This window comes from Cryobacterium serini, assembly GCF_004404025.1.
In the GTDB taxonomy this organism is placed as follows: Bacteria; Actinomycetota; Actinomycetes; order Actinomycetales; family Microbacteriaceae; genus Cryobacterium; species Cryobacterium serini.
On record NZ_SOHN01000005.1, the window covers coordinates 26,862 to 44,261 of the forward strand.

At 64.1% G+C, this 17,400-nt stretch carries 18 protein-coding genes and 1 tRNA gene; 4 read left to right on the forward strand and 15 right to left on the reverse strand.

The window, feature by feature from the left end; translation table 11 throughout:
- From E3T51_RS02130 to gltX, 7 genes are all read right to left on the reverse strand, one after another.
- The gene (locus E3T51_RS02130) at nucleotides 1-1,563 is read right to left on the reverse strand and encodes a sugar ABC transporter ATP-binding protein (RefSeq protein WP_134526948.1); all 1,563 of its coding nucleotides are present in this window, start codon (nucleotides 1,561-1,563) and stop codon (nucleotides 1-3) included.
- Nucleotides 1,564-2,199 (reverse strand): DUF2291 family protein, encoded by a 636-nt coding sequence (locus tag E3T51_RS02135; protein WP_198417830.1) that lies wholly within the window; start codon nucleotides 2,197-2,199, stop codon nucleotides 1,564-1,566.
- Nucleotides 2,196-3,218, reverse strand: a complete 1,023-nt coding sequence (locus tag E3T51_RS02140) for a zinc-dependent alcohol dehydrogenase family protein (RefSeq protein ID WP_134526951.1) — start codon at nucleotides 3,216-3,218, stop codon at nucleotides 2,196-2,198. The genes E3T51_RS02135 and E3T51_RS02140 overlap by 4 nt, the downstream gene beginning before the upstream one ends.
- Before the next feature lie 333 nt (nucleotides 3,219-3,551).
- Nucleotides 3,552-3,860, reverse strand: a complete 309-nt coding sequence (locus E3T51_RS02145) for a hypothetical protein (RefSeq protein ID WP_134526954.1) — start codon at nucleotides 3,858-3,860, stop codon at nucleotides 3,552-3,554.
- Between the two features lie 7 nt (nucleotides 3,861-3,867).
- On the reverse strand, nucleotides 3,868-4,074 hold the full coding sequence (locus E3T51_RS02150) for a helix-turn-helix transcriptional regulator (RefSeq protein WP_241989127.1): 207 nt from the start codon (nucleotides 4,072-4,074) through the stop codon (nucleotides 3,868-3,870).
- 173 nt (nucleotides 4,075-4,247) lie between these two features.
- Nucleotides 4,248-4,319, reverse strand: a tRNA-Gln gene (locus E3T51_RS02155).
- Between the two features lie 103 nt (nucleotides 4,320-4,422).
- Entirely contained in the window at nucleotides 4,423-5,946 is a 1,524-nt protein-coding gene (gene gltX / locus E3T51_RS02160) for a glutamate--tRNA ligase (RefSeq protein WP_134526957.1), read from the reverse strand.
- Between the two features lie 89 nt (nucleotides 5,947-6,035).
- On the opposite strand from gltX, the gene E3T51_RS02165 reads away from it, so the two are divergent.
- Entirely contained in the window at nucleotides 6,036-7,109 is a 1,074-nt protein-coding gene (locus E3T51_RS02165) for an aminotransferase class V-fold PLP-dependent enzyme (RefSeq protein ID WP_134526959.1), read from the forward strand.
- A gap of 212 nt (nucleotides 7,110-7,321) precedes the next feature.
- On the opposite strand, the gene E3T51_RS02170 is transcribed toward E3T51_RS02165, so the two are convergent.
- The 3 genes from E3T51_RS02170 to E3T51_RS02180 are packed head-to-tail and all read right to left on the reverse strand — an operon-like array spanning nucleotide 7,322 to nucleotide 10,242.
- On the reverse strand, nucleotides 7,322-8,044 hold the full coding sequence (locus tag E3T51_RS02170) for a fumarylacetoacetate hydrolase family protein (protein WP_134526962.1): 723 nt from the start codon (nucleotides 8,042-8,044) through the stop codon (nucleotides 7,322-7,324).
- A 33-nt stretch (nucleotides 8,045-8,077) separates the two neighbouring features.
- Nucleotides 8,078-9,175: a branched-chain amino acid aminotransferase gene (locus E3T51_RS02175; RefSeq protein WP_134526965.1), complete on the reverse strand. Its 1,098-nt coding sequence runs from the start codon at nucleotides 9,173-9,175 to the stop codon at nucleotides 8,078-8,080.
- Complete coding sequence (locus E3T51_RS02180) at nucleotides 9,172-10,242, reverse strand: 3-isopropylmalate dehydrogenase (RefSeq protein WP_134526968.1); 1,071 nt, start codon at nucleotides 10,240-10,242, stop codon at nucleotides 9,172-9,174. Before E3T51_RS02180 ends, E3T51_RS02175 begins: the two co-directional genes overlap by 4 nt.
- Nucleotides 10,243-10,354: 112 nt before the next feature.
- Between E3T51_RS02180 and E3T51_RS02185 the strand changes: the two genes are divergently transcribed.
- A complete protein-coding gene (locus E3T51_RS02185) occupies nucleotides 10,355-10,606 on the forward strand; it encodes a DUF6458 family protein (RefSeq protein WP_104190529.1) in 252 nt (83 codons plus the stop codon).
- Here E3T51_RS02185 and E3T51_RS02190 read toward each other — a convergent pair whose 3' ends face one another.
- A complete protein-coding gene (locus E3T51_RS02190; RefSeq protein WP_134527050.1) occupies nucleotides 10,607-12,064 on the reverse strand; it encodes an MFS transporter in 1,458 nt (485 codons plus the stop codon).
- Between the two features lie 293 nt (nucleotides 12,065-12,357).
- Here E3T51_RS02190 and E3T51_RS17305 point away from each other — a divergent pair, with 293 nt between their 5' ends.
- Complete coding sequence (locus E3T51_RS17305) at nucleotides 12,358-12,933, forward strand: TetR/AcrR family transcriptional regulator (protein ID WP_134526971.1); 576 nt, start codon at nucleotides 12,358-12,360, stop codon at nucleotides 12,931-12,933.
- A gap of 110 nt (nucleotides 12,934-13,043) precedes the next feature.
- Here the strand turns inward: E3T51_RS17305 and serA are convergent, their stop codons facing one another.
- Complete coding sequence (gene serA, locus E3T51_RS02200; protein ID WP_134526974.1) at nucleotides 13,044-14,636, reverse strand: phosphoglycerate dehydrogenase; 1,593 nt, start codon at nucleotides 14,634-14,636, stop codon at nucleotides 13,044-13,046.
- 86 nt (nucleotides 14,637-14,722) lie between these two features.
- Here serA and E3T51_RS02205 point away from each other — a divergent pair, with 86 nt between their 5' ends.
- Nucleotides 14,723-15,118, forward strand: coding sequence for a DoxX family protein (locus tag E3T51_RS02205; RefSeq protein WP_134526976.1), 396 nt, complete (start codon nucleotides 14,723-14,725; stop codon nucleotides 15,116-15,118).
- On the opposite strand, the gene E3T51_RS02210 is transcribed toward E3T51_RS02205, so the two are convergent.
- From E3T51_RS02210 to E3T51_RS02220, 3 genes are read right to left on the reverse strand one after another with little or no spacing between them, the layout of a single operon-like run.
- The gene (locus E3T51_RS02210) at nucleotides 15,119-15,490 is read right to left on the reverse strand and encodes a hypothetical protein (RefSeq protein WP_134526979.1); all 372 of its coding nucleotides are present in this window, start codon (nucleotides 15,488-15,490) and stop codon (nucleotides 15,119-15,121) included.
- The gene (locus tag E3T51_RS02215) at nucleotides 15,487-16,011 is read right to left on the reverse strand and encodes a DNA polymerase III subunit gamma/tau (protein WP_134526982.1); all 525 of its coding nucleotides are present in this window, start codon (nucleotides 16,009-16,011) and stop codon (nucleotides 15,487-15,489) included. The genes E3T51_RS02210 and E3T51_RS02215 overlap by 4 nt, the downstream gene beginning before the upstream one ends.
- Before the next feature lie 24 nt (nucleotides 16,012-16,035).
- Complete coding sequence (locus E3T51_RS02220; protein WP_134526985.1) at nucleotides 16,036-17,334, reverse strand: Nramp family divalent metal transporter; 1,299 nt, start codon at nucleotides 17,332-17,334, stop codon at nucleotides 16,036-16,038.
- Between the last annotated feature and the right edge of the window lie 66 nt (nucleotides 17,335-17,400).

A 17,400-nucleotide genomic window follows, 5' to 3' on the forward strand; every position in this document is an offset into this window, starting at 1 on the left:
TTAGTCGTTTCCGTTCGGGGACTCGGCGATCACGGCTTCACCGGACGCAGCCATGATCTGTTCTTTGCTGGCATCGGGTCCAAAGGTCGCGACGATGCGTCCCTTGTTCATCACGATGATGCGGTGGGCAATGCTCAGGCACTCGCCTACCTCGGAGGTCGAATAGATTACGGCGAGGCCGCGGGTAGCGAGGCCGGCGAGGAGCCCAAACACCTCAGCCTTCGCACCGACGTCGATTCCTCGGCTGGGTTCATCGAGCAGGATCACCTGAGGGTTCGTTGCCAACATTTTACCGATGACGACCTTTTGTTGGTTTCCGCCGCTGAGCGATCCGATCGGGGCATTGCCGCCGTCGGTTTTCACCCGGACATCGCTGATCTGGGTCTGCACCAGTGCGTCTTCCTGGGTCCGGGAGAGGAACATTTTCTTCACCAGGGTGGTCAGGCTGGCCAGCGACAGGTTATGGCCCACCGACATCGACTGCACGAGGCCATCACGCTGCCGATCTTCAGGAACGAGCCCCAGACCCCGTTTAATACGGTCGGCGATCGGAAGATTACCGAGGTTCTCACCCAACAGGCTGACGGTTCCCTCCGCGACGGCTACTCGGCCGGCGACCGCTTCGAGCAGTTCGGTGCGACCGGCACCCATGAGACCGTAAATGCACACGATCTCCCCCGCTCGCACGTCCAGGGACAGCCGGTTGACGAGCAGACGATCGGGAGCGGTCGCATCGGCGACACTCACGCCGTCCAGGGAGAGGGCGACCGGTCCCAGTTCGTACCCGGTCGGCGGTTTACCGAGGTCGAAATTGCGGCCGACCATGTTTTCGACGATCCAGTCGAGATTGATGTGCTCGGCGTGCGATTGCGCGACGATTTCACCGTCTCGCAACACAACGGCGTAGTCGGTGACCTGCAAGGCCTCTTCCAAGTGGTGCGAGATGTAGACGATTGAGACACCGGCGGTGGTGAGATCGTTGATGACTTTGAACAGCACCTCCACCTCGGTTGCGCTCAGCGCCGAGGTGGGCTCATCCATGATGAGGATGCGGGAGTTGACCGAGAGGGCACGGGCGATTTCCACAATTTGTTGCTGCCCCAGGCGCAGTTCTGACAACAGCGTGCCCGGTGCGATCTCCTCCTGCAGTCCCGTCATAACCACCCGCACCGCCGCATCCTCGGCGGCGAAGTCAACGCCACCCAGTGGTGTGGTCAGCTCGCGTCCCATGAAGATGTTGTCGCGCACACTCAGGTTCGAGCACAGGCTCAGTTCCTGGTGGATGATCGAAATCCCCAGATCGCGGGCCTGCACCGACGACGCGAACTGAACTACCTCGCCGTTCAGGCGAATTTCTCCGCTGGTGGGCGATTCCACCCCGGAGAGAATTTTCATCAGCGTCGATTTTCCGGCGCCGTTCTCACCGAACAGGGTCGTGACCTTGCCACGCACAATGTCAAAGTTGACGCCCTTGAGAGCGTGCACTCCGCCATAGCGTTTGACGACAGCACGCGCGCTCAGCGCTACATCGTCGGAATCGACACGAACGTCAACTACCGACATTTAGTTCACCACGACATCGACGGGCGTGATGAGATACGACGCGGGATTGACGAGCTGGAAAGCCCCGGTGACCGTGACCGACTTACCCGCCAGGTCCGCTGCGACAATGTTCGACAGCACCTCAGCCTTCAGCTCCTCGTTCAGCGCCGCGCCGGCATCCTGATATTCGATTTGGTTGGTGAAGTCAGGAAAGTGGATGGTCCCGGTCGCGTCCCGCAGGTCTGTCCCACTGATCGCCGGCCCGGTCTGCATACGCACCGTCACCTCGGCCGGCACCCCATCAATGGTGAACGGAACGATTCCTTGCACGTCCGCCGCACCCGCTATCGCCGTGAAGGAGACGGAAAATACCGGAAAAGATGTCCCCTCGACGACGCCGTACTTCTCCGCTGCCGCTTCCGCGTCATCCGCCAGAGCCGTCGAGACCAGAGCCAGGTCGTGGGCATTCTTCATCACTGCCGCCTGCACGATCGGAAATTCCGTCGCACCGTATTCGGCGGCGCTGAACTCGACCGGTGTCGACGCCGCTAATTCCTCACCCGTCACGACCTTCGTGCCGAACCCCATCGCGACCAGCACGACGACAATCCCTCCGACCCACAGTGCGCGACGCTTCTTCACCGATTGATTCTTCACGCGTGAAACACCTTTGAGGACGAGTCGTTCGGGCGGATCTGAAGTTTGCGACCTGTCCCCTTACGGAACATCTCGAGCGCCTGCGGGTAATCCTCAAGTGTGAAGGAGTGGCTGATCATAGGTTCGCTCTTGATCGCGCCGGCTTCGAACATCTCGACCGCGCGTCCGAAGGAATTGAGCACGGCCATCGTTCCGACGATCGAGATTTCATCGCGGTAGACGCGAAACGGCGAGTAGTTTGCCATGGCTTCGGCCGGCGCCACGCCGAAGTGCTGGAAGGTTCCACCGGCTTTGACGCGGGGTAGACCGTCTTCAATGGCGCGGATGTTGCCGGTGCAATCGATGACAACGTCCCACTTCTCGCGGCCGGCATCGTTGGCACTCGTGTAGGCGTTGTCGATTCCGACCTCACGCGCAGTGGCGAGGCGCCCCTCGTTGAGGTCCACGATCGTCACGCTGGCTGCGCCGGCGCGCGGCGCCAGCTGAGCCATGAGAAGGCCCATCGTGCCGGCACCGTAGACCAGATAGTGCTCGCTCATTTTGCGCGGCAAAATGTCGTAGGCGCGAATCGCGCACGCGAGCGGCTCGATGAGCGCCGCCTGGTAGACATCCGTCTCGGGCTTGAGCTTGAAGACGTTGGCGGCGGGAGCAGTGAATCGTTCCTGTGAGGCGCCGTCGGAAGCCACGACTCCGAGGCCGTTCCAGGCTCGGCATAGGTTCGACTTGCCGGTGAGGCAGTATTCGCATTCCCCACAGGTCGTGCTGGGGTTGACGGCAACCTGATCACCCACTGCGACGTGGGTCACACCGGCGCCGATGGCGACGACGATGCCCGAGGCCTCGTGGCCTGGAACCAGCGGAAAGATGGTGCCTTCGAATTCACCGTCGAACACGTGGGTGTCGGTGCCGCAGACGCCGACAGCGGCAACCTCGATGATGACCTCTTTGTGGCCTGCGGTCGGTTCCGGCCGCTCGGCAAGAGTGAGGTTTCCGGCTGATTCAAAAACGACTGCGCGCATGTGGATGACGCTCCTATCGGACTGTTCGGCAGATTTGCCGAGGTGAGTAGATCTCTGTACCGCAACTGGCGCTGGCGCTTGATGCTGGCTGAGAGCCAGACATCGTTGTCAGTTCCGAATGGAAAATTCACTCCAACATTGCCGGAGCCCACAAGTTCTCATGTTACGTACTTGTGATGTTGTGATGTTTTCGTGTGAAGTAGACGATACCTATCACGAGGGACGCTGTCAACCGACACGAGGAAGTTCATTGCGTGCCCGTGTAGAGGTGCGCACTATGTTCGCGGGGCACGGTAAATTGCAGGGCAAGGGAGGACGCAACCCACGACACCGCTAGGCCACGTGCACAGGCTGCCTGACGCCCGCACTGAGGGAATATCGAGCCGCTACGAATGGATGCGGGAGCGCCACCGCGCGGCGGTGTCGCCGGCCGGCGAGGTTCGCGGCCAAAGACAGCCCCGCGATGCCATTTCGGAGCAGGTCGGCCTGGTCATCGAGTGCACGGCGGGCCTCCACCTCGGTGGCACGCGTTCCTTTTAGCCGATGGAGCGTCCCGAACTCGTCCCGCATGCGTGCATGTGCCTGGGTCTGTCCGTTCGCCAGAACGACAACGCGGATGGTGCCGACTTCGCCCGTGCGCATCCGCCGCCTAGGCATACATGGCCAAAGCCTCGAACAGAGCGAGAACCTCGCGGCGCAGGTGTCTCACGTGGCGGCCCATGCGTCGATACGGTGGCCCGGTTCGAGTCTGCCGCCACTTCTTGAGCGTGCGGGGCGAGACCTGCAACAGGTCGGCGACCTGCTGCCCGGTCATGATTTGTGCGTCATCATCGGTCATGACAATGAGGTGCGACACGGCATTCCGACCTTGTACGCAGCAACGCGTAGTTGGCCGGGCTAACCGCCATGGCTGTCCCCAAATTGGCGTCTGGGAATCGTTTTTGGCACCCAAAGTGGCACTTTGGGCCGTGAACGGTGTGTCTGGAAACAAGAAATCCCCTGGTTTCCGCGAAAACTCAGGGGCTAAAGCTGGGGTACCTGGACTCGAACCAAGAACAAATGAACCAGAATCATCCGTGTTGCCAATTACACCATACCCCAATGCCTAATCCGAAGATCGGGCCGAGTAGTAGCCTAGCCCACTCGGGCTGGAGAGGCCAAACCGAGGTGTCCCCCGGCGAGTCGAAGCCCCACCAGCTCAGTGTCAAGCAGTCGTCGTCACCGTGAGTGCCCGATCAAGGCGGCCGAGGGTTTCGGCCCGACCGAGAATTTCCATCGACTCAAACAGCGGCGGCGAAATCTTGCGGCCCGACAGCGCGACACGCAGCGGACCGAAGGCCACGCGCGGCTTGAGGCCCAGCCCCACGACGAGCGTCTCGGCGAGCAGTTCATGCACCCGCTCGGTGGTCCATTCCGCTGAAGGAATACTTTCGAGCGCCGTGCGAGACGAGCCGAGAATGTCGGCGGCGTTCTGCGGGAGCGAGGCGAGGGCATCCGCTTCGAGTATGAGGTCGGCGCCGGTTACGAACAAAAAGCCAAGCATAGCGGGGGCCTCGCCGAGCAGCGCGATGCGCTCCTGAATAAGCGGTGCGCCCTGGGCGAGCAGGGCCAGGTCGGCCGCGCTCGGGGTGTCGCCGAGCACGCCGGCGGTCACCAGATAGGGCACCAGCCGGGCGGCGAAGTCTGACGCCTCCAGCTGGCGAATGTGGTCGCCGTTGATCGACTCAGCCTTCTTCAAGTCAAACCTGGCCGGGTTGGGGTTGACGTTCACGACGTCGAACGCGGCCGTAAACTCGTCGATCGAAAACACGTCGCGGTCGTGGGTGAGCGACCAGCCGAGCAGCGCAAGGTAGTTGAGCAGTCCTTCGGGAATGAAACCGCGGTCGCGGTGCAGAAACAGGTTCGCCTCAGCGTCGCGCTTGGAGAGCTTCTTGTTTTTGTCGCCCATGACGTAGGGCAGGTGGCCGAAGCGGGGCACGAAGGTGGTCACGCCGATGTCGATGAGCGCGTGGTACAGCGCGATCTGGCGCGGGGTCGACGAGAGCAGATCTTCGCCGCGCAGCACGTGGGTGACGCCCATAAGCGCGTCATCGACCGGGTTGACGAAGGGGTAAAGCGGATGCCCGTTCGGGCGCACCACGACAAAGTCACTGAACGATCCGGCCGGGAACGTGATCTCGCCGCGCACGAGGTCGTCGAAGGAGAGCTCGGTGTCCGGCACCCGCAGGCGCAGTGCCGGGGACCGGCCCTCGGCCCGGTAGGCGGCCTTCTGCTCCTCACTGAGGTCACGCTCGAAGTTGTCGTAGCCCATCTTCGGGTCGCGTCCGAGGTCGCGGTTACGGGTTTCGATCTCTTCGCCGGTGACGAAGCTCTCGTAGATGTGGCCGCTTGCCTTGAGCTGCTCGATGACGCCGCGGTAGATGTCGTAGCGCTCGGACTGGCGGTACGGCGCCTGGGGTCCGCCGACGTCGACGCCTTCGTCCCAGTCCAGCTTCAGCCAGCGCATGGCCTCGACGAGCTGCAGAAAGCTCTCTTCGCTGTCGCGGGCGGCATCGGTGTCTTCGATGCGGAAGATCATTTTGCCGCCGGTGTGCCGGGCGTAGGCCCAGTTGAACATGGCGGTGCGAACGAGGCCCACGTGGGGCGTTCCGGTCGGCGAGGGGCAGAACCGCACGCGAACGTCGGTTCCGGTGGCGGTAGAAAACGGGTGTGCAGTGGTGTCAGACATTACTCATGATTCTAGTTGCGGGAGCCTGCCTGCTGGATTACGAAGGAACGGCTGTTGTCCTATGGATGCCACCTCGTCACACTGGAATCATGACCCGCGCACCAAACCAAAAGAGCACCCTCAGCCTCACCGACGCACGCGCGCAATACACGTCCGGTCGCGGCTATCTGGCCGCCTGCACTCTCGGGCTGCCGACGCACGCCACCATCGCCGCGATGCGCGCCGACAGTGAGGCCTGGGCCCGCAGAGAGGCCAGCGCCTCGCGTTACGTCGAGGTCGTCGAGCGCGTGCGCGTCGGCTACGCCGACCTCGTCGACGTCACGCCCGACCGGGTGGCAATCGGCTCGCAGACCTCGGTTATGGCGGGCTTGGTAGCCGCGAGCATTCCCGACGGCGCCGAAGTGGTGCTGCCGATTGGCGACTTCAGCTCGATGGTGTTTCCCTTTCTGGCGCAGGCCCACCGCGGCGTGACCGTGCGGCAGGTAGCGCTGGCCGACCTGGCTGCGAGCCTGACTGCAAACACCTGGCTCGTGGCGTTTTCACTCGTGCAGTCCGCCACAGGCACCGTGGCCGACAGCGTCGCCATCCGAGCCGCAGCCCAGGCTACGGGCACCTTCAGCCTGTGCGACACGACCCAGGCAACCGGGTGGATGCCGGTCGACGCCGCGGCATTTGACGCGACAATCTGCCACAGCTACAAATGGCTCGGTGCCCCGCGCGGCGTAGCCTTCTTCACGGTCTTGGAAGCCTTCGCGGCGCAACTGCACCCCATCAACGCCGGCTGGTATGCCGGAGACGACCCGTGGGCATCCTGTTACGGGCCGGCAATGACGCTCGCCCAAGATGCCCGCCGATTCGACGTATCGCCGGCCTGGCCGGCCTGGGTCGGTGCAGAGCCGGCCATCGATCTGTTCCGCAGCCTCGAGCTGGCCGAGGTGCGCGCCCACAATGTCGGCCTCGGCAACGCCCTCTGTGACGGTCTGGGGCTGCCCCGGCTCGATCAGGCCATCATCAGTTGGCCGGATGCCGACGGCCGCGACCTCGCGCGCCTCACCAACGCCGGCCTCACCGCCTCGGGCCGGGCCGGTCGCGCTCGCGTAGCTTTTCACCTCTTCAATGACGAAGAAGACGTAGCGCTGGCCCTGGCCGCCCTGCGCCCCTGACTTATTGCTTTCCGGGCCCAGGCCCGGAACGTGGGCCCATGATCAAGCATGGGCCCGGTTGCATAGGGTGGGCCCGCCGGACCAAGACGGTCTGAGCCGTACATCCGCGCGCCCGGCTTTCGTTCTTTCCGGGCCTGGGCCCCGAACGTGGGCCCATGATCGATCAGGGGCCCGATTCCGTAAGGTGGACTCGGAGCCAAGCACCGCTCGGATCAGGCCGGGCGCACCACGGGGTTCACGAGTGTTCCGATGCCCTCAATCGACATCGTGACAGTGTCGCCGTCGACGACGTCTGCCGGCGTGTCCATCGGACCGGCTAGAATCACATCGCCCGGCAGCAGCGTGAAAACGCTTGAGGCAAAGGACACGAGCGCAGCAACGACGTCCTCGGTGGTGCGGTCGTCGTCGCCGAGGTCGACCGCCTGAAACTCCTCCTCATTGATCAATCCGCGCAGCGACGTGGCTGCCTCGTCGAACTCCGTCTCAATGATCGGGCCGAGCGGGAGAAACGTATCGAAGGCCCCGGCCCGGGTTGCCGAAGCGAGGTCGGCGGCGGTGACGACCGTCGCGACGGTGTAGCCGAAGACGCGACCAGCGGCATCCGCTACCGAGACATTCTTGGCGATCTTGCCAATGATGATCGCAAGCTGGCCGTCGACCTCGACCCGATCGGAGGCGGCCGGCAGCACGATAGCGTCGCCGGGGCCGACGACAGTGGTGTTCGGCCGCAGCAGGAACGCCTCAGAAGACACCACCGCGATGATCTTCGAGCGTGGAATCACCGGCGCGAGCAACTTCACGTCGGCCAGGGCCACCCGGTCGCCGGTTGTGTCGAATCCGGCGAACATCGGGTCGCTCGTGAGCACGACCAGTTCGTCGTCGTCAACGATGCCGAATGCGATGGCGCCCTGGTAGCTGTAGCGTGCGATCTTCACGTGTCTCATTCCCGCCCGTAAAGGCCAAAAGCTTCAGTCTAGGCGGGTGAGCCAGCCGTGACGGTCAGGCACGCGCCCGTACTGAATGTCGGTGAGTTCCTGACGTAGCGACAGGGTGACCGCACCCGCCGGGGCATCCGCATCGCCGATCGTGAAGTCCCTGGCCTTGAGCTGGCCGATCGGGGTGACGACAGCGGCGGTTCCGCAGGCGAAAACCTCGGTGATGGCACCGGATGCGACGCCATCACGCCACTCTGCCAGCGTCACCGCGCGCTCTTCCACGGTCATACCGCGGTCGCGGGCGAGCTGCATGATGCTGTCGCGGGTGACGCCCTCGAGAATGGATCCGGTCAGGCGAGGCGTGACAATCGTGTCGGTGCCGTACACGAAGAACACGTTCATGCCGCCGAGCTCGTCGACGTTCGTTCCGGTCTCGCCGTCGAGAAAGAGCACCTGGGCGCAGCCGTTCTCATACGCCTCCATCTGGGGCAGCAGCGACGCAGCATAGTTGCCGCCGCACTTGGCCGCCCCGGTACCTCCGCGGCCAGCGCGGGAGTAATCGGTCGACAGCCAGATCTTCACCGGGGCCACACCGTCGGCGAAGTACGCACCGGCCGGGCTCGCAATCACGTAGAAGCTCACCTTCTGGGCGGCGCGCACCCCGAGAAAGCTTTCGTTGGCGATCATGAACGGGCGGAGGTACAGGCTGGTCTCGGGCGCGGACGGCACCCAGTCTCCGTCGATCGCGATCATCTGCCTGACCGACTCGATGAAGTCCTCCACCGGCAACTCAGGAAGGGCGAGGCGGTGGGCTGAGCGTTGCAGCCGCTCGGCGTTCTTCTCGGGCCGGAAGGTCCAGATCGAGTTGTCGGCGTGCCGGTAGGCCTTGAGGCCCTCGAAGATCTCCTGCCCGTAGTGCAGCACCGACGAGGCGGGATCGAGCATCAACGGGCCGTAGGGGGTGACGCGGGCGTCGTGCCAACCGGCTTCGATCGACCAGTCGATGGTAACCATGTGGTCGGTGAAGTGCTTACCGAAACTCGGGTCAGCAAGAATCTCATCGCGGTCGGCTTTGGCGCGCGCTCCTGTCGACGGCGTGAGGGCAAAAGTCAGGGGAAAAGTCACGGTCATTTCAGTACCTTGTCTGTCAAAAGGGTCACGATGGCGTCGCCCACCTCAGCGGTGCTGCGCCGCATCAGGTTGCTGCGCCGCCGCAGGTCGTCGGCCACCGCCTCGTTGACGCGAGCCGCGGCATCCGTCAGCCCGAGGTGGTCGAGCAGCAGTGCCACCGAGAGGATGGCTGCGGTCGGATCGGCGAGTTGCTGGCCGGCGATATCGGGCGCCGAGCCGTGCACAGGCTCGAACATGCTGGGGAAGCGGCCCGTCGGGTTGATATTGCCGGAGGCTGCCAGGCCGATGCCGCCGCTGATTGCCGCTGCCAGGTCGGTGAGAATGTCGCCAAAGAGGTTGTCGGTGACGAGTACATCAAATCTACTCGGGTTCGTGACGAAGAAGATCGTCGCCGCGTCGACGTGCAGATAATCGACTTCAACCCGGGGGTACTCGGCGGCCACCTCGTTCACGATGCGCTGCCACAGGCTGCCGGCGAAGACGAGCACATTGGTCTTGTGTACGAGGGTGAGGCGTTTGCGCTCGCGGCTCTGGGCCACCTCGAAGGCGTACCGTACGACGCGTTCCACCCCGTAGGCGGTGTTCACGGATACCTCGTTGGCGATCTCCTGGGCAGTGCCGCGGCGGATCGCGCCGCCGTTGCCCACATAGGGGCCCTCGGTGCCCTCGCGCACGACAACGAAATCGACCACGCCGGGGGCGGCGAGCGGGCTCGTGACGCCGGGGTAGATCGTGCAGGGCCGCAGGTTCACATAGTGGTCGAGGGCGAAGCGCAGGCCGAGCAGCAGTCCCCGCTCGATATTGGCGTCTTTCAGGCGCTGATCACCGGGAACGCCGCCGACCGCGCCGAGGAGAATGGCGTCGTGCTGCTGGATTGATGCGAGGTCGGCGTCGGTGAGCACATCACCGGTTTCGAGGAACCGCGCTGCGCCCAGCTGAAACATGCTCGTGCTGATCGTGACGTCGTCGCGGGCTGTGACAGCGCCGAGCACCTTGACGGCCTCTGCGACAACTTCCGGCCCAATCCCGTCTCCCGGAATGACAGCGAGTTTGATAGTACGAGACATGCGGCTCCGAACCGGTCAACGATCACCTGAATTGCTTCTAGTCAAACCTTACCTTTCTCGTCGAAGTGCCTAGGCTGGAGCGAAGCGCACTACCAACTGAAAGTGGGCAATCATGAGTATCGGACTGGGAATCTTTCTACTGGTCGTCGGCGCCATTCTGGTGTGGGCCCTCGACGTGACCGTCACCGGGGTGGACCTGCAGCTCGTCGGTTACATTTTGCTCGCGGCCGGCGCGCTCGTGACGATCCTCGGCATCGTGCTGATGACGCGTCGCCGCAACAGCGTGAGCACGACCCGCACCATCGCCGACCCCGCGAACGGCGAGCAGGTCACACGTCGCGAGAATTCGATCGACGACCTGTAGTCAGCGCGCCCGGCGCAGCGCGACGAGCGCTACGACGGCCGCACCGAGCACGAGTGCAACACCGATCCACGCGGTCATTCCCACACCGCTGTCAAAAGCCTGCCGCGCGGAAACGAGCAGCTGCTGCGCCGCCCCGTGTGGCAGCTGCTCGGCCACGGCCACGGCTCCGCCCAGCGTTTCGGCTGCGGCAAGCCGTTCAGCCGCGTTCAGGCCTTCGGGCAGCAATACCGCCGCGCGGTACGACACGGTAAGGATGGTGCCGAGCACCGCCGTGCCTAGTACCGCCCCCAGTTCGTAAGCAGTTTCGGACACAGCGGATGCCGCTCCCGCCTTATCGCCCGGTGCCGTCGCCACAATCAGTTCGTTTGACACGGTCTCGGCAGCGCCGATTCCGATGCCGAGCAGCACGAAGGCCACGCCGATGGAGAAGGCATCGATCTGTCCGCCGCGCAGCGCGATCGACGCGAACCCGGCGACGGATATCAGCAGCGCCAATGGCACCACCCGAGACGGGCGTACCCGGCGGGCGATCGGCACGATCAGCAAACCGGCCACGATCATCGCCACCAGGCCGGGCACCAGCACGAGGCCGGCCGAGAGCGGTGAGAGGCCGAGCACGAGTTGCAGGTGCTGCGAAATGAAGAAGAGACAGCCGACGAGGGCCGTCACGCTGAGCAGGTTGACACCGACGGCACCGCTGAACGCGCCGCGCCGAAACAGGCCCATGTCGAGCATCGGGTTCGGCAGGCGCAACTGGCGACGCACAAACCACACGCCGAGGCCCAGACCGAGCGCGATCGGGGCCAGCGTGAGCCAGGTCGCACCGTTCTCGGCGATGCTCTTGATGCCAAAGACGATCGGAAACATGGTGCCGAGCGACAGAGTGATGCTGAGAAAATCGATGCGCCCTGGGTGCGGGTCGCGCGACTCGGTAACCAAAATCGGTGCCAGCACGAGCAGCGGCAGCAGTACAGGAACGGCGATCAAGAACACTGAGCCCCAGGCGAAATGCTCGAGCAGGATGCCACCGACCACGGGCCCGAGCGCGCTGCCGGCCGCGAAGCCCGTAGCCCAGATGGCGATGGCGAGGCGGCGTTGGTCACGGTCCACGAAGGTGGATCGCAGCAACGACAGGGTTGAGGGCATGAGCATCGCGCCGAAGAATCCGAGCGCCGCCCGGGCAATGATCAGGCCTTCGATGCTCGGGGCGAATGCCGCAAACACCGACACCACGCCGAACCCGGCCGAGCCGATGAGCAGCAAACGACGTCGCCCGATGCGGTCGCCCAGGCTCCCCATGGCCACGAGCAGCCCGGCGAGCACGAGCGGGTAGATGTCCACCATCCACAACAGCTGCACACCGGTCGGCAGGGTGGCCGTGGAGATCGCCGGCAACGCAAAATTGAGCACGGTGTTGTCGATCGATACGAGCAGCACCGGCAGCATCAGCACGGCCATCGCCCACCAGCGGCGACGGTCGTGCTGCACGGGCAGGGCGGAGGCCGCTCCCCCGGGTGTCCCTGCGCTGGCTGTGAGAGCTTCGTCCTCGGCGACGCGGGACTCGGTGGGCAGCACGGAGGGCAGCACGGTGGGATTGGTGGGACCAGCGGGGGCAGACACGATCTCGTTCACTTTCTGGGTACTTTTTTCGACCACCATCGGCGGAACATCAACCTTGACTGTACCGGCTAGACGGTATAGTTGTCCAGTCCGCTTCTTATGCCCAACCGACAGTCTGCGTGTTCGTTACCATGGCCCCTACGTCGAAACCTGCCCCCGCGCCATCCGCTCCCACGCGGGATCGGCTGCTCGACGCCTTTGAGGAGCTACTGGTCGAGGGTGGCGAACGCTCCGCCACACTCGACTCTGTGGCAGCGGCAGCCGCGGTGTCCAAGGGCGGCTTGCTCTATCACTTCGCCTCGAAGGACGCCCTGGTCGACGGCCTGTTGGCCCGTCTCGACGCGCTCGCGCGCGAGGACGCCGACAACATTCGCACAGCTCCCGCCGGACCGGTCGACTACCTCATTCGCACCTCGGTGCACACCGGCAGTCCGCTTGATCGCGCTTATATCGCCGGTTCGCGGCTCGCCCAAGGCCGGGATCCTCGGGCTATTCAGGTGCTCAGCGACATTCGCCGACGCTGGCTCTCGGTCATCGAAGACGACGTGCATGACCCGGATACGGCGCAGGCCATCATGCTGATCAGCGACGGACTCTACGTCAACTCGTCGCTCGCCGCGCACGACATCACACCATCCAGTCACACCGACGAATCGATGACGCGGCTGATCGCCCTGATTGGCCGGCTGCTGCCTCAGGATTCGTAGTCAACCAAACCGGAGCACCCGTCGCTGCGCCAGCTCACGGATTCGCCGTACTTCGGCACGAAGTGGGCGCCTGCAGTGCAGGCCCCCACTCGCATCCGTTCTGATCGAACCTAGTCGGTGAGGTCGATCTCCACCATGATCTCGGCGTCGATCGCGGCACGCACCGAGGCGAGCAGCCCGGCCGGGACCTCGGAGTCGACGGTCAGTACGCTGAGCGCCTTGCCGCCAGCCTCGTGGCGGGCGATCTGCATGCCCGCAATGTTGATGTTGGCCTCGCCAAATTCGCGACCATAGACGGCGACGATCCCGGGACGGTCGGCGTAGAGCATGACGATGAGGTTCTTGGCGAACGGAACCTCAACGTCGTAGCCGTTGATCTCGACGATCTTCTCGATCTGCTTGGTGCCGGTGAGGGTACCCGAGACGGAGACCTGCGAACCGTCGGCGAGGGCGCCGCGCAGGGTGATGACGTTGCGGTACTCGGGCGATTCGGCGTCGGTGAGCATGCGCACGGTGACCCCGCGCTGCTCGGCAAGCAGCGGAGCGTTGACGTAGGAGACGGTTTCGCTGACCACGTTGGTGAAGATGCCCTTGAGCGCGGCGAGCTTGAGCACGCTGACGTCGAACTCGACGAGCTCGCCGCGCACCTCGACGTCGACGCTCGTGAGCGGGCTGTGGGCAGCCAATCCGGAAAACACCTGGCCGAGCTTTTCCACCAGCGGGATGCCGGGGCGCACGTAGGAATCGATGACACCTCCCGCTACGTTGACTGCATCGGGAACGAGCTCGCCGGAGAGCGCGAGGCGCACGGACTTGGCGACGGAGACACCGGCCTTCTCCTGGGCTTCGTCGGTTGAGGCGCCGAGGTGCGGGGTGGTAATGATGTTGTCCAGTCCAAGCAGCGGCGAGCCGGTGGGCGGTTCGCTGACGAACACGTCGAGGCCGGCGCCGGCGATGGTGCCGGCGAGGAGGGCCTCGTGCAGCGCCTCTTCGTCGATGAGTCCGCCGCGGGCGACGTTCACGACGAATGCGGTCGGCTTCATCAGCTTGAGCTGCGCTGCACCGATCATTCCGGTGGTCTCCGGGGTCTTCGGCATGTGGATCGTGACGAAGTCAGACTGCGCGAGCAGTTCGTCGAGGGTGACCGGCGTAACGCCGAGCTGCTGGGCGCGAGCCGACGTGATGTAGGGGTCGTAGGCGATGACGTTGGTGCCGAAGGCCTGCATGCGGGCAGTGATGAGAGCGCCGATGCGGCCGAGGCCGATGATGCCGATGGTCTTTTCGTAGAGCTCGACACCGGTGTACTTGGAACGCTTCCACTGGCCGTCGGCGAGGGCGCCGGAGGCGGCCGGAATGTGACGGGCCAGGCTGAGGATATGCCCGACGGTCAGCTCCGCGGCAGAGATGATGTTGGAGGTCGGAGCGTTTACAACCATGACTCCGGCCGCGGTGGCGGCCTTGATGTCTACGTTGTCGAGGCCGACACCCGCGCGGGCGATGACCTTCAACCGCGGCGCGGCCTTGATTGCTTCGGCATCCATCTTGGTAGCGGACCGCACCAAAACGGCCTGCGCCGTGGCGAGCTCGGCGAACAACGCGGAGCGATCCGTGCCGTCGACGTGGTGAATGTCAAAGTCGGGCCCGAGGGCGTCGACGGTGGCGGGGGAAAGTTCTTCGGCGATCAGGACGACGGGCTTCGACAATAAAATCGGATCCTTAGATTGCATTTGTTGATGGCAGGGCAAGCGGCGCTACTCGGATTCCACCCTACCGGCTGCACAATAGACCAATGAGCAGCGACGTAATAGACGGTCTCCAACTGGTTCTGCGCGTGCTTCTGGCGCTGGTTTTCATTGGCGCCGGGATTACTCATTTTCGGCCAGCGGTGCAGCGCACGATGGCGGCCATGATTCCACCGCGGCTGCGGCGGAGCGGTCTGGCCAGCCCCGTCAACCTCGTGTTGTTCACCGGGGTGTGCGAGATTGCTGGCGCGCTGGGATTGCTCTATCCACCGACCATGGTCGTCGCGGCCGGGGCACTCGTGATCTTTCTAGCAGCGGTGTTTCCGGCCAACGCCTACGCTGCGCGCCATCCGAAGCGATTTGGACGGGTAGCGATCCCCTTTGTCCCGCGACTCATCGCCCAGCTGGTATTGATGGCCCTCATCATTGTCGCGGTGCTCTAGCTAGACGATCAACCGACCGAGGCTGAACACAGTGGCAATGTCGAGCGACACCGCCGCCACCGCGCACAGCCCGACGAGCAGGGTCAGGGCCTGCACTCCGAAGGCCCGGTTGCGTCCCAGCCAATAGGCCATCGCGTAGACCAGCACCGGCAGGAGCACCCCGAAAATGAGCACGACCCAACCGAAGCCGCTCAGCTGGGTATCGAGGGACTGCGCCTGCAGGTTCAGCCCGACGAGGTTGCCGACGGCTTCCCACACGTCGTAGGCGTAGAACAGCCCGAAGAATACCGCGATGCTGAGCAATGCCCACCGGGGTGGACGTCGACGGGTGGCGGTGGTGCCGCCTGGAACACTGCCCTCTGCATTGCTCATGAGCTGGCTCCCGAACCGATAATGAAGGGCAAGGGGGCGAGCACGACGACGCCGATCAACAGCCAGATCAGTCGGGCACGCGGTCGACTGGTCGTGAGCCAATAGGTTGCTCCGAACCAGGCAAGTGGCGCCGCTACCGCCAGCCAGGCGCCGAGCGAGAACATGAATTCGGTGACCGGGTCGGTGACGGATTTTTCAATGCGCGCGACACCGATAAACCAGCCGATCGTGTACAGCAGGTACATGCCGGCGAGGATGCCCATGCCAACCAGGGCGACCGAGCTCGCTGCGGTGCCGTCAGGCGCGGCGCTTCCAGTCGCGGTGCCGTCAGTCGCGACCGCGTGAGCCGTCTCCGGGTCGGACTTCGCCGGATGCTGCGCCGAAGTGGTCGGCTGCGGAACGGTCCATCCCTCGGGCAGACCGCGCGGTTCCGGCGCCGCCTGATCTGTGCCCCCTGAAGTCAAGGTCGGATCATCGTCGCCGGCCCAGTTCAGCGCATCGTCGTCGCGTGTGGCGTTCATTCCTACAGAGTATCCGGTTGCCACCTAGGCGAACAGTGGAGCAAGGGCCGTGATCAGTTGCTGCACTCCGAGCACGATGAACAGCAGCGCGCAGATTCCGAGCGCCACATTCGTGAACCACTTATTGCGCCATTCCCGTGGGATGCGCTTGCCGTTCAACAGTCCCAGCAGGGTGACGGCGAGAAATGGCATGAACAGTGAGCCGAGCACGCCGTAGGCCAGAATGAGACCGATCGGTGAGCCGAGCAGGAACAGGATCATGGGCGGAAAGGTGAGCCACAACAGGTAGAACTTGAAGTATTTGCCACCGACGAGGGTGTCGGGGTGGCCAGACTTCTTGCCGCGCATGTTGCCCCAGAAGTCGGCGAACATGAGGCTCACGCCGTTCCACACACCGATGATCGATGAGAAGGATGCCGCCCAGAAGCCCACCAGAAATCCGGTACCGACGACGACGCCGTACTTCTCGTTAAGCACCGTGGAAAGGTCGAGTAGTCCCTTGTCTCCCGCGCTCAGGGTGACGCCGGCAGCGGCGACCACCTCGGCGCCGACGATGAGCATAGCGACGACGAAGATGCCGGTCATGACGTAGGCCATGCGGTTGTCGATGCGCATGACTTTCATCCAGCGCGGGGTGGACCAGCCCTTTTCGCGCAGCCAGTAACCGTAAGCGGCGAGGGTGATGGTGCCGCCGACACCGCCGGCCAGAGCGAGGGTGTAGAGCACGCCACCCTCGGGAATGATCGGCACGAGGCCGGCAAGCATGGCCGGAAAGTCGGGCGCGGCGATGACGGCCAGACCGACGACGGTGATGAACATGATGCCGACGAGCACGGCGGTGACCTTCTCAAAGAAGGCGTAGCGGCCGAACCAGACCATGGTGAGACCGGCCAGACCCATGAGAACGGCCCAGACCGGCAGCGGAAAGACCGGGAACAGTGCAGCAAGGGGAAGGGCTGCCGAGGACATGGCAGTGGCCCCGTAAACGAAGCCCCACAACATGATGTACGGCCCGAAGTACCAGGTGGTCCACGTGCCGAGGGACCGCCAGCCCTCAAAAATGGTCCTGCCGGTGGCGAGGGTGTACCGGCCTGCGCCCTCGACCAGCACGATCTTGAGGATCACGCCGAGAATGACCGCCCAGAGCAGGGCGTAGCCGTAGCGCGAGCCGGCCACGAGGGTAGCGACCATGTCGGCCGCGCCCACACCGGTGGCAGCCACGACGAGGCCGGGGCCGACGATTTTCCACTTGGGAAGTGGGCCATCGCTTTGCACTGTCGGTGCGACCAGTTTGTCGTCGTTGCTGTTCTTGCCTGAGGTCATGGTACTGCCGGCCTAACGCGAGTGGAACAAATGGCCCCCCAGCGCGTGGCATATCTGGTCTCAGAC